General features: G+C 67.1%; 18 protein-coding genes. 11 read left to right on the top strand and 7 right to left on the bottom strand.

Annotated elements, in window-relative coordinates:
- Window positions 1–149: 149 nt before the first annotated feature.
- From vapB to ACG02S_RS25630, 6 genes are all read right to left on the bottom strand, one after another.
- On the bottom strand, window positions 150–383 hold the full coding sequence (vapB, locus tag ACG02S_RS25655) for a type II toxin-antitoxin system VapB family antitoxin (protein WP_394473346.1): 234 nt from the start codon (window positions 381–383) through the stop codon (window positions 150–152).
- Between the two features lie 62 nt (window positions 384–445).
- Window positions 446–3,715, bottom strand: coding sequence for a DUF4450 domain-containing protein (locus ACG02S_RS25650; protein ID WP_394473345.1), 3,270 nt, complete (start codon window positions 3,713–3,715; stop codon window positions 446–448).
- Window positions 3,716–3,792: 77 nt separating this feature from the next.
- Window positions 3,793–4,713: an SMP-30/gluconolactonase/LRE family protein gene (locus ACG02S_RS25645; RefSeq protein ID WP_394473344.1), complete on the bottom strand. Its 921-nt coding sequence runs from the start codon at window positions 4,711–4,713 to the stop codon at window positions 3,793–3,795.
- Window positions 4,700–5,185 (bottom strand): acyl-CoA thioesterase, encoded by a 486-nt coding sequence (locus ACG02S_RS25640; RefSeq protein WP_394473343.1) that lies wholly within the window; start codon window positions 5,183–5,185, stop codon window positions 4,700–4,702. Before ACG02S_RS25640 ends, ACG02S_RS25645 begins: the two co-directional genes overlap by 14 nt.
- Before the next feature lie 17 nt (window positions 5,186–5,202).
- Window positions 5,203–6,279, bottom strand: a complete 1,077-nt coding sequence (locus tag ACG02S_RS25635; RefSeq protein ID WP_394473342.1) for an aldose epimerase family protein — start codon at window positions 6,277–6,279, stop codon at window positions 5,203–5,205.
- Window positions 6,276–7,043, bottom strand: a complete 768-nt coding sequence (locus ACG02S_RS25630; protein ID WP_394473341.1) for an SDR family NAD(P)-dependent oxidoreductase — start codon at window positions 7,041–7,043, stop codon at window positions 6,276–6,278. Before ACG02S_RS25630 ends, ACG02S_RS25635 begins: the two co-directional genes overlap by 4 nt.
- Window positions 7,044–7,263: 220 nt before the next feature.
- On the opposite strand from ACG02S_RS25630, the gene ACG02S_RS25625 reads away from it, so the two are divergent.
- From ACG02S_RS25625 to ACG02S_RS25575, 11 genes are all read left to right on the top strand, one after another.
- Window positions 7,264–8,202, top strand: a complete 939-nt coding sequence (locus ACG02S_RS25625; RefSeq protein WP_394473340.1) for a dihydrodipicolinate synthase family protein — start codon at window positions 7,264–7,266, stop codon at window positions 8,200–8,202.
- A complete protein-coding gene (locus ACG02S_RS25620; RefSeq protein WP_394473339.1) occupies window positions 8,202–9,128 on the top strand; it encodes an arabinan endo-1,5-alpha-L-arabinosidase in 927 nt (308 codons plus the stop codon). Before ACG02S_RS25625 ends, ACG02S_RS25620 begins: the two co-directional genes overlap by 1 nt.
- 16 nt (window positions 9,129–9,144) lie before the next feature.
- Entirely contained in the window at window positions 9,145–10,239 is a 1,095-nt protein-coding gene (locus ACG02S_RS25615; RefSeq protein WP_394473338.1) for an ABC transporter ATP-binding protein, read from the top strand.
- A 100-nt stretch (window positions 10,240–10,339) separates the two neighbouring features.
- Window positions 10,340–11,233, top strand: a complete 894-nt coding sequence (locus ACG02S_RS25610) for a carbohydrate ABC transporter permease (protein WP_394473337.1) — start codon at window positions 10,340–10,342, stop codon at window positions 11,231–11,233.
- Complete coding sequence (locus ACG02S_RS25605) at window positions 11,230–12,063, top strand: carbohydrate ABC transporter permease (RefSeq protein ID WP_394473336.1); 834 nt, start codon at window positions 11,230–11,232, stop codon at window positions 12,061–12,063. The genes ACG02S_RS25610 and ACG02S_RS25605 overlap by 4 nt, the downstream gene beginning before the upstream one ends.
- The gene (locus tag ACG02S_RS25600) at window positions 12,063–13,394 is read left to right on the top strand and encodes an extracellular solute-binding protein (protein WP_394473335.1); all 1,332 of its coding nucleotides are present in this window, start codon (window positions 12,063–12,065) and stop codon (window positions 13,392–13,394) included. Before ACG02S_RS25605 ends, ACG02S_RS25600 begins: the two co-directional genes overlap by 1 nt.
- Window positions 13,394–14,920, top strand: a complete 1,527-nt coding sequence (arfA, locus tag ACG02S_RS25595) for an arabinosylfuranosidase ArfA (protein WP_394473334.1) — start codon at window positions 13,394–13,396, stop codon at window positions 14,918–14,920. The genes ACG02S_RS25600 and arfA overlap by 1 nt, the downstream gene beginning before the upstream one ends.
- Window positions 14,917–15,861 carry a glycoside hydrolase family 43 protein gene (locus ACG02S_RS25590; protein ID WP_394473333.1) on the top strand — a complete coding sequence of 315 codons (945 nt, stop codon included), beginning with the start codon at window positions 14,917–14,919 and terminating at the stop codon, window positions 15,859–15,861. Before arfA ends, ACG02S_RS25590 begins: the two co-directional genes overlap by 4 nt.
- 7 nt (window positions 15,862–15,868) lie before the next feature.
- On the top strand, window positions 15,869–17,764 hold the full coding sequence (locus ACG02S_RS25585; RefSeq protein ID WP_394473332.1) for a glycoside hydrolase family 97 protein: 1,896 nt from the start codon (window positions 15,869–15,871) through the stop codon (window positions 17,762–17,764).
- 47 nt (window positions 17,765–17,811) lie between these two features.
- On the top strand, window positions 17,812–18,564 hold the full coding sequence (locus ACG02S_RS25580) for a FadR/GntR family transcriptional regulator (protein WP_394473331.1): 753 nt from the start codon (window positions 17,812–17,814) through the stop codon (window positions 18,562–18,564).
- A gap of 14 nt (window positions 18,565–18,578) precedes the next feature.
- Window positions 18,579–19,562: a LysR family transcriptional regulator gene (locus ACG02S_RS25575; protein ID WP_394473330.1), complete on the top strand. Its 984-nt coding sequence runs from the start codon at window positions 18,579–18,581 to the stop codon at window positions 19,560–19,562.
- 829 nt (window positions 19,563–20,391) lie between these two features.
- Here ACG02S_RS25575 and ACG02S_RS25570 read toward each other — a convergent pair.
- A complete protein-coding gene (locus ACG02S_RS25570) occupies window positions 20,392–21,186 on the bottom strand; it encodes a hypothetical protein (RefSeq protein WP_394473329.1) in 795 nt (264 codons plus the stop codon).
- Between the last annotated feature and the right edge of the window lie 649 nt (window positions 21,187–21,835).

Genomic DNA, 21,835 nt, shown 5'->3' with positions numbered 1-21,835 from the left:
CTACAAGCCACAGGATGGCCGCTGATGCTCCTAGCACCAAGCCAAGACTAGCGATCACTTGCAGCATGCGCGTTGGCTCGCGGTTAGGCCGCGACCCAGTTCTCCAGCAAGAGTCTCGGCACGCGCTCGACCTCGCTGACGTTGTTGGGTCAGAAGGCTTCGCGGTCGGCCTGTTGCTGCGTGGCGCGCTCGGCGATGAAGTCTTCCGACGCCTGGGTGCCGCGCAGGAAGAACTCGTCCCAGGTCTGGCCCACCGGCGAAATGATGCGGTCGACACCGCGCGCCCGCACCTGCACTTTCTTGACGCTCTCGGGCAAGCGGACATCCGCCGGCAGGCGCACAGCTTGAGATCGATTGTTGGTGAACACGGAGGTGATGCTCATGGAGGTGCCCCGCTTGGGATATGGCGCGAGTATCTTCCACCCCTCCCCCCATGTTTCCGCCACTACGGTGCGGCACGGTCGAGCGTCAGGCTCATCAGGCCGATCACCACGTCGTTGCTCAAGGTGCGCAGCGTCAGGCGCGCGAGGGGCTTGGCAGGGTCCAGCGGCAGGTCCAGCACGGTGGCAGCGCCGCCGGGTACCGCGCGGCCGGTGGGCTGCAGGCGCACCAGGCCGGTCTTCAGGTCCACGCGCGGCGGCGTGGGGCCGGCGCGCTGGAACTGGTAGTCATCGATGAAGTAGTCCTGCTCGATGGGCCACCAGGTGGTGGGATTGTGCAGGGCCAGCCGGGCGCGGCTGCCATCGGCGTACTCCACGATGACCTCACCGTTGTCGATGCGGCTTTGCATGAAGTTGGTGGTGCCGGCCATCAGCAGGTAGGCGTGACGAGCCTGTCCTTGCAAGGGGACGCTGATCTCGTGCGGGTAGTTGTCCCAGCGGGACGTGAAGACGATGTTGCGGGTGTCGGGCGTGCTGGGTGTGGAGAACGGCAGGCCGTTGCGCAACTTGAGCTGGCCGCCCTGCTCGGCCGCCACGCGGCGCAGGCCGCTGTCGTCGAGGGCGGGCAGTTCATTGACGTGCCCGGCCCAGGCGCCGGCGCCTTGGGACGGCAACGCCAGCGAGACGCCGATCGGACGCGGCGTCAGGTACTTGCCGGGCTTGAAGAGGTCGGTGACGCGGTCGTTGAAGTGGGCGTGCAGGTCGATAGGCTCGTAGCTGGCGTCCTGTAGGGCCCTCCTCCAATCGGGCTTGCGGGCCGCCGGAACCAGGTCGCCCGGCAACGGAGGCATCAGGGACCGCGCCATCACGCGCCATTGCACAGTCACCACCGCTCGAGCGCCGAACGGCAGCTCGACCTGCACGCGGCCGCCCGCATCGGTACGCCACATACCGCGCATGCCGTTGACCTCGACCTGCACCAGTTCGCGGTCTTGCGTGGACAGCTGCAGATGTAGGTGCTTGAAGCGTTGGCCGGGCTGCGTCAGCGTCCAGGTCTCGCGTTGGTCTTGCCGTTCGAAGGTCAGGCCCAAGCCCGGGTGCTGCAGTTCAGCCATGGACCACTTGGCCGGGAAACCGGGCCTCACCGTCAGCACACCCGCCAGCGCATCGGGCTTCACACCGAACAAGCCTTCCACCAGCGCCCGCGACGTCACGCCGGTGCCGTCGGCAAAGTCCCGCTGCGACTCCCGGCGGTAGTGGTCCAGGTAGTTCATGGAGCCCACGTTGCCCGGCGTGATGCCCATGGTCATGCTGGCCATCAGCGCGCTCTTGGCCAGCACGTAGGCGTCCTGGGGCCGGTCGGCCTGCCACAGCGCCAGCGCGGTGTGCAGGTTCTCGCCCATGACGACGTTGTTGACTGACCAGGCATAGGGCATCCAGTCGGTGCTGGGCAGCACCGCGTAGGGTGCATCCGCCGGCACTCCGAGGCCGTGCACCGGGATGGGCTTGCGGTGGTGGCGAAGGTCGTCCGCCATCTGTGCAGCCTCGGCCGGCGTGGGCACTTCCGAGTCGATGGCGTGATAGAAGGTCCAAAGGCCGTAGCTCTCATGCAGCCGCCTCAGACCCAGGCTGTCGCGGTATTCACCGAACGCGCCGCGCTCGGGCATCCACAAGTGCTTGCGCATGCCTTGCGCGATGAGGTCAGCCTCGCGCTGGTAGGCACCGCCGTCTTCGCCGATCCGCTTCGCCAGGCGCGCCGCACTGCGGAAGGCGTAGAAGTTGTACGCCGACGCATGCGTGACGCCGCCGCCGCCGTAGAACACGTCGTCACTGGCCCAGAAGTTGGCGTAGCCCTCGTACAGCGGCAGGCCGCCAAAGTCGCGGCGGAACAGGCGCTGCTCCCAGGCCAGGTGGCGCTGGATGGCCGGCCAGGCGCGGCGGGCCAGGTCCAGGTCGCCCGTCCACAGCAGGTGGCGGAACAGGGCGTCGAAGAACACCATGTTCATGTCGTAGTGCGACTTCGACAGGTCGCCATTCGAATGCAGCGCCTTCTCGCTGCGCGCCAAATGCGTGTCGGCGTCGGGCGGCGGCAGCTGCGCGGGAATGGGCGACGTGTTCTGCCGCGCCAGCCAGGTCTCGATGTTCTGCTTCGCGCGGTCGTGCCAGCCGAGGGCATCGAGCGCATAGGCGCCGCGCCAACCCAGCAGCGGCACCCGCCAGGCAACGGCGCCATGCAGGATGGCTTGGGCGTCGTCGTCCCACAGCGCATCGCTGACGACGTTGATCGCGCCGACGGCGGCATTCAAGTACGCATCGGGCGTCGTGATACGGATCTGGTGGCGCAGCGCCTTGAAGTGGGCCTGCTCGTTGGCGAACAGCGCGGGCAGGCCGGCGTATGCAAAGCGTGGCGCCAGCGGCGTGCCGCGCGTGGCGGGGCGGGGGGCGCCCACCTCCGCGTAGGTCTGCGCGGCTGCGCTGGCCTGCGAGCGGGCGGCATCGGCCAGGCGTTGCAGCGCGAGCCAGGCGGGCTGGCTGTTGCGCAGAGGCACGCGGCCGACGACGATGGCGGTGTCAGGCGTTGCGCTGGGTGGCGCTATCAGGGCGGGCAGGGAGTCCCAGTCGCTCGCCGAGGCCAGGTGCTGTAGCGCACCAGCGGGCACGGTGCCGGCGATGACGGCGGCGGGCGCTGCCAGCACGAAGCCGTCATCGCCGATCACCAAGCGGTTGCCGTTGGCGAACTGCGGCTGGAACTGGAAGTAGCGGCTGATGGGCACGTTCTCGGTGCCGATGTCGCCGTCGCGCCGGCCGCGCTGGCCGGTGACGCCGCCATAGGCCCACACCAGTTCGGTACCGGACGGCAGGCCGCGGCCTTCCGCGCGGATCAGCAGGCCTTCGGTCGTCGTCGTGGCGAGCGCGACGACGGCCAGGCGGCCCTCACCGAGCAGCGCGTCACGGATGTCGTAGTGCAACTCGCCCGGGCGGTAGCGCGTCGTGACGGACTCGGCCTCGTGCAGCCAGCGACTGCCGGCAGGCGTTCGCAGTGCCAGCCGCAAGTTGCCGCCACGACCGGGCAGGTAGAGGATGAACTCCGGCTTGTCGCCACCGTCAACCCGAAACCCCGTGCGGCCCCCGTAAAGCGGGCGGTTGAAGAACTCGGCGCCGTTGTGAATGACGAAGTCCTCGCCATCCGGCGTGTAGCGCAGCGGCTGCGCGGTCTGGCCCTGGCGATTGATTCGGTCCTGCTGCGGGCCGGCGATGAGCTGGGCCTGCGCCGGCCAGGGCAGCGCCAGCACGGCCAAGACCACAGCCACACATTCGAAAAGCCAGCGGCGCATTCCTTGCCCTCGTCCGGCACGGCGGCCGGCACACGGCGAGTCGTCCCGGGCGCGCAGGGCCGGGGACGACAAGCAATTCAATCGTCGTTGAACAGCGACTCGGCCAGGTAGAGGCCGGCAGCTACGGTCATGCCGAACAGGCTGCCGGACTGGGGCATGGCCATCAGCTCGGCGCTGCTCAGGCCCACGCGGGCGGTCGTCACGGTGATCTGGTCGCCGTTGTGGCCGCCGAAGGCGGGGCAGGTGATGTCGCGCACCGGCACGCGGTAGCGGGCCAGCAGCCGGCCGTCGGCGCCGTAGCGCGCCACGGCACCGTTGCCCCATTCGGCGTTCCACAGGCAGCCCTGGGCGTCGATGGTGGAACCGTCGGGCTCGGCGGCCTCGACGTCCTTCTTCACGAACAGCCGCGGCTCGCTGACGCGGGCGCTGGCCGAGTCGTAGTCGCACACCATGATGCGGCGCGTGGGCGAGTCGCAGTAATACATGCGCCGGCCGTTGGGGCTGAAGCAGATGCTGTTGGCGATGGCCACGCCGTCCAGCGGCAGGCGGCGCAGGCCGCGCACCGCCGAGTACTGGTAGAAGCCGCCGATGGTGCGGCGCGGCTCGGCCTCGTCCAGCGTCCCGAACACGAAGGCGCCGCTGCGGTCGCAGCGGCCATCGTTGGAACGGGTGCTGGGCAGGTGGGCCTCGATCGGCGTGATCTCTTGCGGCTGGGCGTCGATGACGCCGGTGGCCTGCAGGTCGGGCAGCGTCAACCAGGCCAGGCGCTTGGCCATGGCCAGCAGCAGCCGGCCGGAACGGGTGTGCACGAAGCAGCCGACGCGCTCGGGCAGGCGCACCTGCAGCGTGGCGCTCGCGCCGGGCGTCCAGGCATGGATGCAGGAGTTGACGATGTCGGTCCACCACCAGCGGCCCGACGGTGCATGCCATTGCAAGCCTTCGCCGAGGCGGTTGGCCTGGGCGAGCGCGAGGGTGAAAGGGTGTTCAGCTTTGCTCATCGGGACGGGCTTCGGGAAGGGCTTCCAGGGCGGCGCGGGCCTGCTTGCGCCGGATGGCGCTGGCATGGCGTTGGCGCTCCTCCGGCGTGAAAGGGCGCAGCGGCGGCACCGGGACGGGCTTGTTGTCGTCGCCCACGGCCACCATCGTGAAGTAGCAGCTGTTGACGTGCCGCGATTCCTGCGTGCGGATGTTCTCGGCCACGACCTTGATGCCGACCTCCATCGACGAGGTGCCGGTGTGGTTGACGCTGGCCAGGAAGGTCACCAGCTCGCCGACGTGGATGGGCTGGCGGAAGATGACGCGGTCCACCGACAGCGTGACCACGTAGCGGCCCGCATAGCGGCTGGCGCAGGCGTAGGCCACCTGGTCCAGCAGCTTGAGGATGTTGCCGCCGTGGACGTTGCCGGAGAAGTTGGCGGTGTCCGGTGTCATCAGCACCGTCATCGTCAGTTGGTGGGCGGGCAGGTCCATGGCGACGGCTTCGGCGTTCAGTAGAAGCGGTGGATTGTCGTGCTGCGCAACGTCTCGCCGGGGCGCAGCACCGTGGAGGGCCAGTCCGCGCTGGCTTCGTGGTGTGGCGAGTCGGGGTTGTGCTGGGTCTCCAGGCACAGGCCGTCGCCCTGGCGGTAGATGCGGCCTCCCGGTGCCTGGCTGGCCGCCAGGCTGCCGTCGAGGAAGTTGCCGGAGTAGAACTGGATGGCCGGTTCGCTGGTCAGCACATCCATGCGGCGGCCCGAGTTCGGGTCCTCCAGCGTGGCGGCGGGGCGCAGGCCGTCGGCGTTCAACTCGCCGTCCAGCAGCCAGTTGTGGTCGTAGCCCTTGGCCAGCAGCAGCTGCGGGTGGGCCTGGCGGATGCGGGCCGCGATGGGCGTGGGCCGGCGGAAGTCAAAAGGCGTGCCATCGACAGCGGCGTGCCGCAACGGGATCAGGTGCGCATCCACCTCGCTGTAGCGCGAGGCCGGCAGGGTGAGGTGGTGGTCCAGCACGCTGCCTGCGCCGGCGAGGTTGAAGTAATCGTGGTGGGTGAGGTTGACGACGGTGGCGCGGTCGGTCGTGGCCTCGTAGTCCACGCGCCAGCTGTTGTCGGTGGCGCTGATCGAATAGCGCACACGGACGGTCAGCTCGCCGGGGAAGCCCTGGTCGCCGTGCGGGCTGCTCAGGCTGAAACGCAGTGCCTGGGCCTCGCCGGGCCGGGGCGTGTCGGGTTCGGCCGCCCACAGCCGGTGGCCGAAGCCCTCGATGCCGCCGTGCAGGCAGTTGAGGCCGTCGTTGCGGGCCAGCGTGTGGTTCTCGCCATCCAGCGTGAAGCTCGCGCCGGCAATGCGGTTGCCATAGCGGCCCACGATGATGCCGAACGACGGGTTGCGGTGGACGTAGTCGTCCAGGTTGTCGAAGCCCAGCACGACGTTGCCTGCGGTGCCTTGCGCATCGGGCACCCACAGGCCGGTGACGATGCCGCCCAGCGTGATGGCGGAGAGCTTGAGCCCGAGACCGTTGCTCAGCGTGTATTCGTGGACCGTGCGGCCGTCGGGCAGCTGGCCGTAGTCGCGTCGCTGCATGCTCATGCCCAGCCTCCATCAACAACAAAGTCTTGCGCGGTGCACATCGCCGAATCATCGGCGGCCAGGAACAGCGCCATCGCCGCGATGTGCTGCGGCATCAGGGGCTCGTTGATGCACTGGCCCTTGGCGATCTCCTGCTTGGTCTCTTCGGTGACCCAGAGCTTGAGCTGCTTTTCGGTCATGACCCAGCCCGGCACCAGCGTGTTGACGCGGATCTTGTGCGGCCCGAAGTCGCGCGCCAGGCAGCGCGTCAGGCCCTGCACGGCCGCCTTGCTGGCCGTGTACGCCGGCATGCCACCCTGCTTGAGCATCCAGCTGATGGAGCCGAAGTTGACGATGCTGCCGCCTCCGAGCGCCTTCATGTCAGGCAGCACGGCCTGGGCCGCGAAGAACTGATGCTTGATGTTGACGGCCACGCTCGCATCCCAGAACTCGGGCGTCGTGTCCTCGACGGCGTGGCGCTTGTCGTTGGCAGCGTTGTTCAACAGCGCCGAGAACGGGCCGGCGCGCTCGCGCAGCGTGGCTATCGCTGCGCGCATCGCCTCCACGTTGCTCAGGTCCGCCGCCATGAACTGCGGCGCATGGCGCGACGTGCCGGCCAGGCGGGCGGCCAGCGCCTGGCCTTCGGCAGCAGCCAGGTCGATGAAGGCCACCCGGGCACCCTGTTCAGCGAAGGCCTCGACCAGCGTCTGGCCGATGCCGGTGGCCCCGCCGGTGATCAGGACGCCCCGGTCCTGCAGGCTGGGATAGCGCGCGTAGGCACTCATGCAACTGTCTCCTGGATGCTGCCTCCCGACTTCTGCGGCCGGGCGATGCCACGATTATTAGTCATACTTTTTTGTTTGCAAAGTTGCTAATTTTCGGGTTAACCCCAATCAACTTGCATAAATAGTCATACTTTAATGACGACATGCCGGCGCCAACAGCTGGCCGTGCGCCGGCACGTCGGCGCTGGATCCAACTTCCCCAGAGACAAGGGACCGCACCATGAGCGCCTCCGCCACCCGCCACGCACGACCGTACCGCGGCGTCTTCCCGGTCGTTCCGACCATCTTCAACGCCGACGGTTCGCTGGACCTGCCCGGCCAGCTGCGCTGCGTCGACTTCATGATCGACGCCGGCTCCAACGGCCTGTGCATCCTGGCGAACTTCTCCGAGCAGTTCGTGCTGTCAGACGCCGAGCGTGAGACGCTGACCCGCGCCATCCTCGAACACGTCGCCGGCCGCGTGCCGGTAATCGTCACGACGACGCACTACAGCACGCAGATCTGCATCGAGCGCAGCCAGCTCGCGCAATCGCTCGGCGCGGCCATGGTCATGGTCATGCCGCCGTACCACGGCGCCACGTTCCGCGTCTCCGAAGGCCAGATCGAGAGCTTCTACCAGCGCCTGTCCGACGGCATCAACATCCCCATCATGATCCAGGACGCCCCGGTGGCCGGCACGCCGCTGTCGGTGCCGCTGCTGGCGCGCATGGCGACGAACATCGCCAACGTGAAGTACTTCAAGCTGGAGATGCCCCAGGCCGCCAGCAAGATGCGCGAGCTGATCCGCGTCGGCGGTGCCGCCATCGAAGGCCCGTGGGACGGCGAGGAAGCCATCACGCTGCTGGCCGACCTGGACGCCGGCGCCACCGGCGCGATGACGGGCGGCGCCTTCCCCGACGGCATCCGCAAGATCTTCGACGCCTTCCACGCCGGTGACCGCGAGACGGCGGTGGTGGAGTACGGCCGCTGGCTGCCGCTGATCAACTACGAGAACCGCCAGGGCGGCATCCTCACCGCCAAGGCGCTGATGAAGGAAGGCGGCGTCATCAAGAGCGACGCGCCGCGCCACCCGTTCCCCGAGATGTCGCCTGAAGTGCGCGCCGGGCTGCTGGACGCCGCCAAACGACTCGATCCCCTGGTCCTGCGCTGGGGCAGGTGATGCGTGCGGCGCTCGCGGCGCTGCTCGCGCTGTGCCTGGCCGCCCCCGTCGCCGCGCTGGAACCCCAGGGCGAGACGGGCGCGCACGACCCGACGTTGCTGATCCAGGCCGACCGCTGGTTCGTCTTCACGACCGGCAAGGGCCTGCAGCGGCTGGCGTCCACCGACCAGGGCAAGACCTGGCGGCGTCTGGCGCCGGTGTTCACGCAGGCGCCCGCCTGGTGGCTTGATGCCGTGCCAGGGCAGAAGCCGCTGGACATCTGGGCGCCCAAGGTCTTCCAGCACGCCGGCCGCACCTGGGTGCTGTATTCCATCTCCACCTTCGGCAAGAACCGCTCGGCCATCGGCCTGGCGAGCAGCGACACGCCCGACAGCAGCGACTGGCGCGACGACGGCCTGGTGGTGGCCAGCACGGCGGCGGACAACTTCAACGCCATCGACCCCGACCTGTTCGTCGACCGCGACGGCAAGCTGTGGATGAGCTACGGCTCGTTCTGGGGCGGCCTGCGGCTGACGGAACTGGATGCCAAGACGCTGAAGCCCGTGGGCGAGTCCACCTTCATCGCGCGGCGCAAGGGCGGCATCGAGGCCCCGACGATCGTGCGGCGCGGCGACTGGGTCTACCTGTTCGCCTCCTATGACCTGTGCTGCAAGGGCGCCGACAGCACCTACAACGTCCGCGTGGGCCGCGCCCGCAACGTGACGGGCCCTTACCTGGACCGAGACGGCCGGGACCTGATGGATGCGGGCGGCACCCCGCTGCTCGCCGCCACCGGCACACGCTGGAAGGGCCCAGGTCACCAGGACGTAGTCGGCGACTGGATCGTCCACCACGCCTACGACACCGAACGCGGCGGCAGGCCGCACCTGCGCATCGCGCGACTGAGCTGGTCCGAAGACGGCTGGCCTGTCATCCAAGAAGAATGAACCGGAGACAAACACCGTGGCTGGCCTCAAGCTGGAGAACATCTGCAAGCGCTACGGCGCGGTGCAGGTCATAGAGAACCTGTCGCTGCACGTCGAGCCGGGCGAGTTCGTCGTCTTCCTCGGGCCGTCGGGCTGCGGCAAAACGAGTCTGCTGCGCATGATCGCGGGGCTGGAGGAAGTGAGCGGCGGCCGCATCCTGATCGGCGACCGCGACGTGACGCATGCCGCACCGGGCCTGCGCAACCTGGCCATGGTGTTCCAGCACTACGCGCTGTACCCGCACATGACGGTGCGCGACAACCTCGCGTTCGGGTTGAAGAACATCGGCATCCCGGCGGACGAGATCGCCAGGCGCATCACCGAGTCCGCCCGCATGCTGGAGCTGGACACGCTGCTGGACCGCAAGCCGGGGCAGCTGTCGGGTGGGCAGCGCCAGCGCGTGGCCATCGGCCGCGCAGTGGTGAAGGAACCTGCCATCTTCCTGTTCGACGAACCGTTGTCGAATCTGGATGCGGCCTTGCGCGGCCGCACGCGGCTGGAGCTGGCGCAGCTGCACCAGCGGCTGGGCGCGACGATGGTGTTCGTCACGCACGACCAGATCGAGGCGATGACGCTGGCCACGCGCATCGTCGTCATGAAGGGCGGCGCGATCGAGCAGGTGGCGACGCCGGCCGAGCTGTACCGCCGGCCCGCCACCCAGTTCGTCGCGAGCTTCATCGGCACGCCGGGGATGGGCTTCATTCCTGTGCAGCGCGCCGCGGACGATGGTTCACGCGCCGTCGTGACGGTGGCGGGTGGTGCGCCAGTGACGACACGCGTTGCGGTTGACGGCCTGCCATCGCAAGGCCTGGTGCTGGGTGTGCGACCGGAGAGTCTGCGCGTGGCCGACTCCGGCCCGCTGCGCGGTCGTGTCGAGCTGGTCGAGTTCCTGGGTGAACGCACGCTGGCGCACCTGAAGCTCGATGGCGAGACGCCGCTGATCGTGACCGTGCCGGGTGGGGTGGCCTCGCCGAAGCTGGGCTCGCATGTGCATGTCACAGTGGATCTGGCGGACGCGCATCTGTTCGATGAGAGCGGTCGCGCTCATCATGCGCAGGAGTCGCTCGCGTGAGCCCGCTGTCTTCGCGCAGCAGGCGGACCGGGCGCCGGGCCACGCCGGCCCGCATCCCCTCGGGGCAGCTGCTTGCGTACTCGCATGACGAGGGGATGTCATGAGAGCCCCCACCGTGGGGCTGCGCGCCTCGCGCCCGGCCTACGCCCTCTTCGTGCTGCCCTTCGTCGCGCTCTACGTCCTGCTGCTCCTGTGGCCCCTCGCCAAAGGCATCTGGATCAGCTTCCACGACCACGACCTGCTGTCTGACGACAGCTTCTGGGTCGGCCTGGCCAACTACAAGGAGCTGTTCAGCGACGAGGTGTTCCATCAAGTCGTGTGGAACACCATCCGCTTCGTCGGCATCAGCACACCCATCTTCGTCATCCTGTCGCTGATGCTGGCGCTGGCGCTGAACCGCCCCGGCAAACTGGCCACCTTCCTGCGCGCCACCTTCTTCTGCGCGTCGGTGTTCTCGGTCACGCTGATCACGCTGGTGTGGAAGTTGGCCCTCATGCCCGAACGCGGACTCATCGCGCAGATGTTCGCGGGATTGGGCATCCCCGAGATGCCGCTACTGACCAGCGACAACCTCGCGCTGACCACCATCGCCCTCGTCACCGTCTGGTGGATCATCGGCCTGCCGATGATCCTGTTCCTGTCGGCGCTGCAGCAGATCCCGTCGGACATCTACGAGGCCGCCGCGCTCGACAACACGCCGCGCTGGCGCGTGCTGACGCACATCACGCTCCCCAGCCTCAAGCGCGCCATCGTGCTGGTCGCACTGATCGAGGTGATCCGCCAGTTCCAGGTCTTTCCGCAGATCATGCTGATGACCAACGGCGGACCGAACAACACGACCCGCTCCATCGTGCAGTTCACCTACGAGCAGGCCTTCATGCAGCTCTCGCTGGGCTTCGCGACGGCGGCTTCGCAGATCCTGTTGGCGATCATGCTCATCGGCGTGTCCGCGCAGCTCTGGCTGGAGCGTGACCGCAAGGGAGACAAGCGATGAACCCCTTGCTCAGACGCGGTTGGTTCGACCGCTTCGTGATGGCCGCGCTCACCCTGCTGGCGCTGGCCTGGATGGCCCCGCTGCTGTGGGTACTGGCCCTGTCCTTCAAGCCCAACGAGTTCCTGCTGCGGCACACCGATGTGTTCCTGTCGCCGCCGTACACGCTGCAGAACTACGTCGACATCCTGCAGACCTCGCAGGTGTTCCGCTGGCTGGGCAACAGCGTTGCCGTCGCGCTGATACAGACGGCGGGCGTGCTGGTGCTGTCGTCCCTCGCCGGCTACGGCTTCGCGCGCTGCGAGTTCCCGGGCCGCAAGTGGCTGTTCGCGCTGGTGCTGTTCGGCCTGGCCATCCCGGCGCAGTCGGTCTTCATCCCGCTGCACCGGCTGTTCTCGGAGTGGAACCTGCAGAACACGCTGGCCGGCCTGGCGTTGCCGGGCCTGGCCGCACCGTTCGGCGTTTACCTGATGACGCAGTACTTCAAGGCCATCCCGGCTGAACTGGAGGAGGCCGCGATGCTGGACAACGCGTCGCGCTTCAAGACTTTCCTGACCATCATCCTGCCGCTGACGCTGCCTGCACAGGCCACGCTCGGCATCTTCACCTTCCTGGCCTGCTGGAACGACTATCTGTGGCCGCTCGTCATCGCGACGCAGCCCGACATGTACACGCTGACCCGCGGCCTGGCCTCCACGCAGACCAACTTCGCACAGTCGGAAGGGCTGGGCTTCCTGATGGCCCAGGCCGTGTTCGCCGGCGTGCCCGCGCTGATGCTGTATCTGTTCTTCCAACGCCATCTCGTCACCGCAGTTGCAGGGACGGGCAAGTGATGAGGCGGCTGCTCATCTGCATTTGCGCCGCGCTGCTCGCGGCCTGCGGCGCGCGCACCCCTGAGCCCGGCAAGACCGAGATCACGCTGATGCGCTTCTTCGGCAGCTGCGAGTCGCAGTTCGGCCAGGTCGTGAAGACCTCGGACGGCGTCGGCGAGTGCGGCATCGTCACCGCGCTGGTCAACGAGTTCAACGCCACCAACACCGACGGCATCGTCGTGCGCACGCAGATCGGCGAGTGGGGGCCGTACTACGACCAGCTCACCGCCCGCCTGGTGTCCAAGGACATCCCGACCGTGGCCGTCATGCACGAGTCGGCGCTCGGCGACTACGTGCGCCGCAAGCTGGTGCTGCCGCTGGACGAGGACTTCAAGCGCATCGGCGTGCCGGTGGACGACTTCACCGAGCATGCGCGCAAGGGCACCACGTTCAACGGCCAGACCTATGCGCTGCCCTTCGACACCTGGGCCTGGCTGTGGCACATCAACACCACGCTGATGAAGCAGGCCGGCCTGCTGGGCGCGGATGGCCAGCCGGTGATGCCCCGCTCGCCCGAGGAGCTGCTGGCGCAGGCGCGGCAGTTCAAGGAACGGACGGGCAAACCCTTCTTCGCCTGGGCGGTGGCCAACGAGACGGCGGCCAACAACCGCACCTTCCAGTCGTTGATTGCGCAGCAGGACGCCCAGCTGTTCTCCGAGGACGGCAAGCGCATCAACATGCAGCACCCGGCGGTCGTCAACGCGCTGACGCTGATGCAGACGCTTTACCGGGAAGGCCATGTGCGGCCCAACCTGGACTACGCCGCCGCCAACCAGGCCTTCCTGAATGGGCAGGCCGGGGTCGTCGTCGTCGGCACCTGGACCATCGACCAGTTCCTGCGCGAATCGCAAAAGGCCGACTCCCCCTTGAAAGGCGGCTATGCGGTGCGGCCGTTCGCGCAGCTGTATGCCAAGCCCGCCGTCTTCGCCGACGGCCATTCGTGGGCGCTGTTCAAGGGAGGCACGACCGACGCCAAGGGCCACGAAGCGGCCGTGAAGTTCTTGAAGTTCGTCTGGGACCGCACAGCCGAGTGGTCGCGAACCGGCCACCTGCCGGTCAGCAAAACCGTGGCGCAGAGCGCCGCCTTCCGCGCGCTGCCGCAGCGGGAGTCGCTGGCCGAGATCACGACCACCGGCGCCTCCATGCCCGGCAACGTACCCACGCAACGCAACATCGAGCTGCTGATCGGCGAGGACGTGGCCAACCTGCTGCTGTCGGGCAAGCCCGTGGCCGAGGTGCAGGCGAGCGTCGAGAAGCGCGTCAACAAGGCACTTCAAAAGGCACGCCGCTGATGACCTTCCAGGCCTCCCTCACCGTCGACCGCGATTTCGACATCGCGCCGCTGGACCGCCGCCTGTTCGGCGTGTTCGTCGAGCACCTCGGCCGCTGCGTCTACTGGGGGCTGTACGAGCCGGGCCACCCGACCGCCGACGAACACGGCTTTCGCGGCGACGTGGCCGAGCTGACGAAGGAACTGGGCGCCACCATCGTTCGCTACCCCGGCGGCAACTTCATGTCGGGCTACAACTGGGAAGACGGCGTCGGCCCGAAGGACCAGCGCCCGCGCAGGCTCGACCTCGCCTGGTTCTCCACCGAGACCAACCAGGTCGGCACGCACGAGTTCATGGCCTGGTGCAAGAAGGTGGGCATCGAACCCATGTTCGGCGTCAACCTCGGCACCCGCGGTCCGGACGAGGCACGGCACTACCTCGAATACTGCAACCACCCGGGTGGCACGGCGCTGTCGGACCTGCGCCGCTCGCACGGTGCCGAGGAGCCGCTGGGCATCAAGTTCTGGTGCCTGGGCAACGAGATGGACGGTCCCTGGCAGATCTGCCAGAAGACGCCGGACGAGTACGGCCGCATCGCCAAGGAGACGGCCAAGCTGATGCGCTGGGTGGACCCGAGCATCGAGCTGGCCGCCTGCGGCTCCTCGGCCTACGACATGCCGACCTACGGCGTGTGGGAGGACCGCGTGCTGGAGCATTGCTTCGAACACGTCGACTACCTGTCGCTGCACAGCTACTTCGTGAAGCCCCCGGCCGACACCAGCACCGAAAGCTTCTTCGCGCAGATCGAGACGAATGCGCGCTACATCGAGGACACGGTGGCCATTGCCGATTCGGTGGCCACGCGCAAGCGCTCCCCCAAGCGGCTCAAGCTGAGCTTCGACGAGTGGAACGTCTGGTACCGCGCCCGTCATGGCGAGCATCTCAAGCAGGCCGGCTGGCCCGAGGCCCCGCGCCTGCTGGAAGAGGTCTACACGGCGGAGGACGCGCTGCTCATCGGCGGCATGCTGACGATGTTCATGAACCATGCGGACCGGCTCAAGGTGGCCTGCATGGCGCAGCTGTGCAACGTCATCGCGCCGATCATGACCGAGCCCGGCGGCGCGGCGTGGCGGCAGACGATCTTCCATCCCTTCGCGCAGGCCGCGAAGTGGGCGCATGGCGCGGTGCTGCGGCCCGTGCTCAAGTCGCCCGGCTACGCCAACGCCAGGCATGGCGAGCTGCCGTACCTGTGCGCCAGCGTCGTCCATGACGCGGCGACCGGACAGACAGCCGTCTTCCTGCTCAACCGCCACCTGACCGACGAGATGGACCTCTCCATCACGCTGCGCGGCTTGGGGCTGGACCGCGAGCTGGTGCTGGCCGAACAGCTGCACAGTGCCGATCTGAACGCCACCAACACCGTCGATGCGCCCGATCGCGTCGCACCTGAAACCTTGAACGGCGTGGCCATAGACGGCGAGCAGTTGCGCGTGTCGCTCAAGCCCGCTTCCTGGAACGTCATCGTCACGAAAGCGCAGCGCGCATGAACACGAGCTGGACCAACCCCATCGTCGAGCAACGCGCCGACCCGCACCTGAGCCGGGTCGATGGCCGCTACTGGTTCACCGCCTCGGTGCCCAGCTACGACGCCATCGAGATCCGCGCCGCCGACAGCATTGCCGGCCTCGCGATCGCGCCGCCGACAGTGATCTGGCGCAAGCACGACAGCGGCCCGATGAGCTGGCATGTGTGGGCGCCCGAGCTGCACCGCATCGATGGCCGCTGGTTCGTCTACTTCGCCGCTGCTGAGCGCGACGACATCTGGAAGCTGCGCATGTACGTCCTCGAATGCGAGGGTGCCGATCCGCTGACCGACAACTGGATCGAGCGCGGCCAGATCGCCACGCCTGAGGAAGGCTTCTCGCTGGACGCGACCCCCTTCGAACACAACGGCAAACGCTTCCTCTGCTGGGCGCAGAAGAGCCCGCCAACGGAAAGCAACCTCTACATCGCCGAACTGGCCAACCCGTGGACGCTGAAGACCGAGCCGGTCGTCATCACCCGCCCGGACCTGGCCTGGGAGCGCATTGGCTTTTGCGTCAACGAAGGCCCCGCCCTGCTCAAGCGCAACGGCAAGGTCTTCATCGCCTACTCCGCGGCGGCCACCGACGCGAACTACTGCATGGGCTTGCTGTGGGCCGACGAGAACGCCGACCTGCTCGACCCTAAGAGCTGGCACAAGTCGCCCACGCCGGTGTTCATGACCGATGAGTCGGTGAGCCAGTTCGGCCCCGGCCACAACAGCTTCACGACGACGCCCGACGGCAAGACCGACCTGCTGGTCTATCACGCCCGCAACTACCGCGACATCGTCGGCGACCCGTTGAACGACCCCAACCGCCACGCGCGCGTGCAGGCCTTCGGCTGGCGCGGCGACGGCTTCCCCGACTTCGGCACACCCGTGGCCGACGGTCCCTACTCCACCTGAGACAACCATGCGCCTCATCGCTTCGCTTCTGCTCGCCCTGCCCGCCCTGGCCCAAGCGCTGGGCAGCCCCGACGGCCAGATTCAGGTCGACGTGTCGGTCAATGACCAGCAGCAACTGGTCTACACCGTGCAGCGCGCCGGCCAGCCGGTGCTGCTGTCCTCGCGTCTGGGCCTCGTGCTGGAACAGGGCGACTTCGCCAATGGGCTGAAGCTCGTGGCGACATCACCCGTCAAGGCCCACCGCGAGCAGTACACGCTGGCCGCCGGCAAGAAGAGCCGCGTCGACTACCGCGCCAATGAACAGACGTTCACCGTTGCCAATGCGGCCGGCCAGAAGATGGCCGTCACGCTGCGCGCGTCCAACGACGGCCTGGCGCTGCGCTACACGGTGGACGGCACGGGTCGCAAGCAGTTCAAGGATGAGCTGACCAGCTTCGCCTTCGCACCCGAGGCGCGCGCCTGGCTGCAACCCATGTCCATCGCCAAAACGGGCTATGCACGCACCAACCCGTCGTATGAAGAGCACTACCAAGCCGACGTCCCGGTCGGCACGAAGGCACCCTCGCAGGCTGGATGGGTCTTCCCCGCACTGTTCCGAGCAGGGGCCAGCTGGGTCGCCTTGACCGAGGCTGGCATGGACGGCCGCTTCCACGCGTCGCGGCTGGCCAGCGACTCGACCGGCGGCACCTACCGCATCGGCCTGCCCGAACCCAGCGAGGTCTTCACCGGCGGCCATCTGCTCGCCGACGTGAACGGTCCGCTGACGACGCCCTGGCGCGTGCTCGCCATCGGCCCGCTGAAGACGGTCATGGAGTCCACGCTGGGCACCGACCTCGCCGCGCCCGCCGTGGCCTTCGACAAGGCCAAGCTCAAGCCCGGCCACGCGTCTTGGAGCTGGGCCATCCTGAAGGACGACGCGACCGTCTTCGACGTGCAGAAGCGCTTTGTCGACTACGCCGCCGACATGCACTGGAACTACACGCTGGTGGACGCCTACTGGGACAAGAAGATCGGCGACGCCAAGATGAAGGAGCTGGCCGACTACGCGAAGACCAAGAACGTCGGCATCCTGGCCTGGTACAACTCCTCGGGCGCCTGGAACGACACCGACATGAGCCCGAAGAGCGCGCTGCTGAGCCCGGCCGACCGCGCCAAGGAGTTCGCCCGCATGAAGGCCATTGGCGTGAAGGGGCTGAAGGTGGACTTCTTCGGCGGCGACGGCGCGTCGATGATGGCTTACTACGTGGACCTGCTGAAGGAATCCGCCGCGGCCGGCCTGCTGATGAACTTCCACGGCGCCACGCTGCCGCGCGGCTGGAGCCGCACTTACCCGAACCTGATGACGGTGGAGGCTGTGAAGGGCTTCGAGTTCGCGACCTTCACGCAGGGCGACCAGGACAAGGTCGCCCACCAGGCGGCCATGATCCCGTTCACGCGCAACCTGTTCGACCCCATGGACTTCACGCCCGTGGTGTTCGGCGACATTCCCAAGATCAAGCGCGTAACGCGCAATGGCTTCGAGCTGGCGCAAAGCGTGCTGTTCCTGTCCGGCATCCAGCACTACGCCGAAACGCCCGACGGCATGGCCACGGTGCCGGCCTACGTGAAGGGCTTCCTGCGCGAGCTGCCCCGCGCGTGGGACGAGGTGCGCTTCCTCGACGGCGAGCCGGGCAAGTTCGTCGTGCTGGCACGCCGCGCCGGCCAGCAGTGGTTCGTCGCCGGCATGAACGCCGACGACGCGCCGCGCGAGATCACGCTGGACCTGGGCTGGCTGGGCACGAAGGAAGGCCAGCTCATCACCGACGGCAGCGGCGAGCGCGAGTTCAGCGAAGGCAAGCTGTCCGCCACGGCGCCGAAGCTGACGCTGGCGCGCCGTGGCGGCTTCGTTGCGCGCTTTCGCTGATGGAGCTCGATGCGAGCCGACTCAAGGTATTTGGTAGCCTGCCGCCGATGAGAACGCGCGCCGACCACTCCACCTACTCCGCCGAGCCCGAAGGCAAGAGCCAGCACGCACGCATCGTGCGCGACCTGGGCCTGGCCATCGTCGGCGGGGAGCTGAAACCCGGCGACAAGCTGCCGCCCGAGGCGCAGCTGCTGGAGCGCTACGAGATCAGCCGCCCGGTGCTGCGCGAGGCGGTGCGGGTGCTCGTCGCCAAGGGCCTGGTGGTGTCGCGCCAGCGCGCCGGCGCGAGCGTGCGGCCGCGCAACGAGTGGCACATGCTGGACCCCGACGTGCTGTACTGGCTCATCCAGGCCCAGCCGCAGCGCGATTTCGTGGGCACGCTGCTGGAAGTCCGCCGCATCTTCGAACCCGCCGCGGCGGCGCTGGCTGCGCGCGCTGCGACCGATGAGCAGCTGGTGGGCATTGCCACCGCCTACGAGGGCATGGCCGCCGCCACGACCACGGCCGAGCTGCTGGAGCCCGACCTGGCCTTCCACCGCCGCATCGCCGAGGCGACCGGCAACGACCTGCTGGCCTACATCGGCAACATGCTGTCGCTGGCGCTGCGCGAATCCATCATCCTGAGCAGCCAGCTTCCCAACACGCACGAGCTTTCGCTGCCGCGCCACAAGGCCATCCTGACCGCGCTGCAGGCCCGCGACGCGCTGGGCGCCCGCCAGGCCACGCTGGTGCAGCTGGAAGAGACCGGCGACGACATCGACACCGTGCTGGCCGCCGATGGCCGCGTGAACCTCGCCTGATCAAGAAGAACAACATGGCCCGTGAAGACGACGATGACGACAACGGCGCGCTGACCGACGCCAGCCCCAACCCGAACTGGTTCCTGCGCGCGCGGCTGAAGACGCGCCAGCTGCTGCTGCTGATCGCGCTGGATGACGAGCGCAACATCCACCGTGCCGCCGATGTGTTGTGCATGACCCAGCCGGCCGCCTCCAAGCAGCTGAAGGACCTGGAGGACATGCTGGACGTGAAGCTGTTCGAGCGGCACCCGCGCGGCATGGAGCCGACGCTGTACGGCGAGACCATGATCCGCCACGCGCGCATGGCGCTGACCAGCCTGTCCGCCGCTCACGACGACATCGTCGCGCTGAAGCACGGCCTGTCGGGCCAGGTGGAGGTGGGCGTCATCATGACCCCCGCCATGGGCCTGCTGCCGCGCGCCATCTCGCGCATCAAGCTGCAGGCGCCCAAGTTGCGCATCGGCGTGCAGATGGAAAGCAGCAAGGTGCTGCTTGACATGCTCAAGCGCGGCACGCTGGACTTCATGATCGGCCGCATCCTGGAAGAGGATGCCGCCGCCGGCCTGCACTACGAGGAGCTGACCGTGGAGCCCGCCTGTGCGGTGGCGCGCGTGGGGCACCCGTTGCTGAGGGCTGACAACCTGAAGCTGGCGGACCTGGCCGACCAGCCATGGATCCTGCCGCCGCCGGGGAGCGTGCTGCGGCACCGGTGGGAGCTGATGTTCCGGCGTGCGGCGCTGGAGCCGCCGTCCAATTGTGTGGATACGACGGCACTGCTGCTGATCACGGCGTTGCTGCACCAGACGGACTCACTGCACGTGATGCCTGTCGAAGTGGCGCGTTACTACGCTTCGCTGAATGTCCTGGCGATCTTGCCGATCGAGCTGCCTTGTCACATGGATGCGTTCGGGATCATCACGCGGGAGGGCCATCTGATGTCCCCAGGCGCTCGGCAACTGTTGCACGAGGTGCGGTTGGCGGCGCGGGACCTGTATTGAGCTGTTGGTTGCTTCGCGGTTGACCAAACTACTCGATTGTCGGTCCTCGCTCATCCGGAAACCGACCCGCCAAGCGGATCAGGGCCTTAGCCGCGAGCACCTCATTGCAACTTGAACCGCCGTCTCACTGAACATTGAACTTTCCCGAGTCTGTCTCATTGAAGGTGGAACGAGGACGGTTCCCCGGCGCGGCAGGCTGGGCGAATGCCAGGGCAAGGAGGAAGCGCTTCTGATGCGAAACATGCGTCAACGACCGTTTTAGGCTGGCTGCTGCCGCTCGGTTTGGTTCCGTCGTGAGGCAGCAATGTGCCCAAAGCCGAAGTCCGCGACAAGGGGTGAAGATCAATTCCGCAGCGGTTGCCGTCACCGGGGGTCAGCCGCCGAGTTGACGATGTCCGGCATGAAGCGGTCGCCAGCGCATCTGGCCGTTTGACGGCTTGAACGACCGGTGTCGAGAGTGCTGCGGTCGTCCAGCCTGGCTGTCCCGGCTGTCGCCATCAACTCGCGCAGGAATGTCTGCTGCTCGAAGCGTCGGAATGGCGCTCTCGACCCAGAGCGGAAGTTCGCACGGGCGTACCGAGCCTCCGGAAAGCAGCCGTTCAACGTTCGGGGTAAGGCGACGGCGGTGTGACGCCCCGCCCCGATCCGTGGCCTTCGGTGTCGTCACGGCGCCCGTTGTGGCGCCCCAGAAAACTGGGCTCGCGCCAGGCGGCAGACTGCGCCGGCCGTCCGCCCCGCGCTGCTCCACCACGGGCCAGCGGTCCTGGCAATGGGGGAGGTCACAGTCGGTCGCCTTCAATGCGTGACTCTGCAGTTCAGCAGCACCTCGCTAGAGTTCAGAACCCGAACCCGACATTGACTCGAACGACCGGAAGGGCTCCGTCGCTATTCCCGATTCGATACCGCCACCCGCCCGTGTAGTCGGCTTAGCGTTTCGGGGGCCGTACAACAAGTCAGCAAGTTGAAGATGTGGTGCGTGGCAGTCGATAGTTTTGGGCACATCGTTTAAGCGTCTTAAGCGTGCTGCAGAACCTCGCCAGGCGATCCCCTGCTCCTCGTCAGAAGTCAGTCGTGCCAAAACCCTGCCGCTGTTCACATCGACGACCTGTCGCCAACCCAGGGATCGAGGCCAGGTGCGCTTGGCAGCTAACTGTTCAATGCGGACTTGGGCTGAGGGAGTGTCCACTTCTACGGCGAGAAGACATGTGTCGGGTTTCAACGGTGCCGGCCAGCCGCTGCTTGGCTTAAGTTCAGGGCGGCATGAGGCAGCAGAGGCTTTGCCAAGGGTCAACCTTAGATAGGGCTTTTTAGCCCAGTCAGCCTTGACCCAACCGCTTTGCGCATACAAAACTGCTTTCGCCTTAACTGGTTCCTCGGCGATCTTGACTTCGACGAAGTCCAGTGAACGTTCCGATAGCAGTTGGATGAGTTCTGGATATCCGAGTCCTGCGGTTTGGTCGACAACACTTGCAGTCTCGATAAACGCTGGAAGCGTTTTGAACTCTGCTACGCATGACTGCTTGACCCCTTCGCGCAAAGCCATCCTCGAGTTGACCGAGTACGCCAATATGCTCACCGCTGCGCCACCGATGACGATCGCAGCCAGGACACCCTTCCATCTCATTACGGCATATGCTGCACCCAGCACTATCGCCACAGCAAGCACCAGCACAATTTGGATTAACCCACCGATTTCGAAAGTGGGATTTCCTCCGGCCCTTGCCGCGCTGCAACTCAGGAGCAAGGAGCCCGCAATTCCCGCAAGACGAGCGCAAAGTAATGGGCGAAGTCGCATAGTCAGTAGTTCTCTCCTCAGAGAGTTTGGTGTGTTCAGGCGTTTAGGCCTACCGCCTCTGCAACAGCTCATCGTATTTGTGCCAGAAGTCCACTTTCGCGTTGCGTTGTAGCCCACGTCACGGCACGGACTGCTTCCGGTCGTTCACCGTCCCCACAAGTGCCGCTCGCATTTCGACTGTAAGGCTCAGCGCGGTCGTGTGTGACTCGGACTGGTCGATGTCAACATGAGATGCCCGCCGCTCGGCCCTCGCGCAACGGTGCAAATTCCCGGCCAGAGGCCTGGCATCGGAGGCTCTGTCAAGCGGCCATGCTGGTTGCCGCATAGCCGCCGTTCATGGATGACGGCTCCTGGCCGAGAGCGTACGAGCATCAAGGCGCCAGAAAGCTGACCTTCGTGGGAGCGGGAGCCTGCACGGTCGGCGTCGCAACGGCGCATGCTGATGGACCCTCAACTCGATGGGAGACCATCATGGGAT

It is taken from the genome of Pelomonas dachongensis (assembly GCF_043555865.1).
Classification (GTDB): Bacteria; Pseudomonadota; Gammaproteobacteria; order Burkholderiales; family Burkholderiaceae_C; genus Pelomonas; species Pelomonas dachongensis.
The sequence above is the reverse complement of the archived record's forward strand: the minus strand, read 5'-3'. Positions and strand labels throughout refer to the sequence as shown.

Coding starts and splice junctions, on each gene's coding strand:
- ACG02S_RS25570 (WP_394473329.1), bottom strand. CDS start 21,186: ATGAGATGGAAGGGTGTCCTGGCTGCGATCGTCATCGGTGGCGCAGCG.
- ACG02S_RS25610 (WP_394473337.1), top strand. CDS start 10,340: ATGAGAGCCCCCACCGTGGGGCTGCGCGCCTCGCGCCCGGCCTACGCC.
- ACG02S_RS25590 (WP_394473333.1), top strand. CDS start 14,917: ATGAACACGAGCTGGACCAACCCCATCGTCGAGCAACGCGCCGACCCG.
- ACG02S_RS25635 (WP_394473342.1), bottom strand. CDS start 6,279: ATGAGCATGCAGCGACGCGACTACGGCCAGCTGCCCGACGGCCGCACG.
- ACG02S_RS25605 (WP_394473336.1), top strand. CDS start 11,230: ATGAACCCCTTGCTCAGACGCGGTTGGTTCGACCGCTTCGTGATGGCC.
- ACG02S_RS25625 (WP_394473340.1), top strand. CDS start 7,264: ATGAGCGCCTCCGCCACCCGCCACGCACGACCGTACCGCGGCGTCTTC.
- vapB (WP_394473346.1), bottom strand. CDS start 383: ATGAGCATCACCTCCGTGTTCACCAACAATCGATCTCAAGCTGTGCGC.
- ACG02S_RS25640 (WP_394473343.1), bottom strand. CDS start 5,185: ATGGACCTGCCCGCCCACCAACTGACGATGACGGTGCTGATGACACCG.
- ACG02S_RS25650 (WP_394473345.1), bottom strand. CDS start 3,715: ATGCGCCGCTGGCTTTTCGAATGTGTGGCTGTGGTCTTGGCCGTGCTG.
- ACG02S_RS25620 (WP_394473339.1), top strand. CDS start 8,202: ATGCGTGCGGCGCTCGCGGCGCTGCTCGCGCTGTGCCTGGCCGCCCCC.
- arfA (WP_394473334.1), top strand. CDS start 13,394: ATGACCTTCCAGGCCTCCCTCACCGTCGACCGCGATTTCGACATCGCG.
- ACG02S_RS25600 (WP_394473335.1), top strand. CDS start 12,063: ATGAGGCGGCTGCTCATCTGCATTTGCGCCGCGCTGCTCGCGGCCTGC.
- ACG02S_RS25645 (WP_394473344.1), bottom strand. CDS start 4,713: ATGAGCAAAGCTGAACACCCTTTCACCCTCGCGCTCGCCCAGGCCAAC.
- ACG02S_RS25575 (WP_394473330.1), top strand. CDS start 18,579: ATGGCCCGTGAAGACGACGATGACGACAACGGCGCGCTGACCGACGCC.
- ACG02S_RS25580 (WP_394473331.1), top strand. CDS start 17,812: ATGAGAACGCGCGCCGACCACTCCACCTACTCCGCCGAGCCCGAAGGC.
- ACG02S_RS25585 (WP_394473332.1), top strand. CDS start 15,869: ATGCGCCTCATCGCTTCGCTTCTGCTCGCCCTGCCCGCCCTGGCCCAA.
- ACG02S_RS25630 (WP_394473341.1), bottom strand. CDS start 7,043: ATGAGTGCCTACGCGCGCTATCCCAGCCTGCAGGACCGGGGCGTCCTG.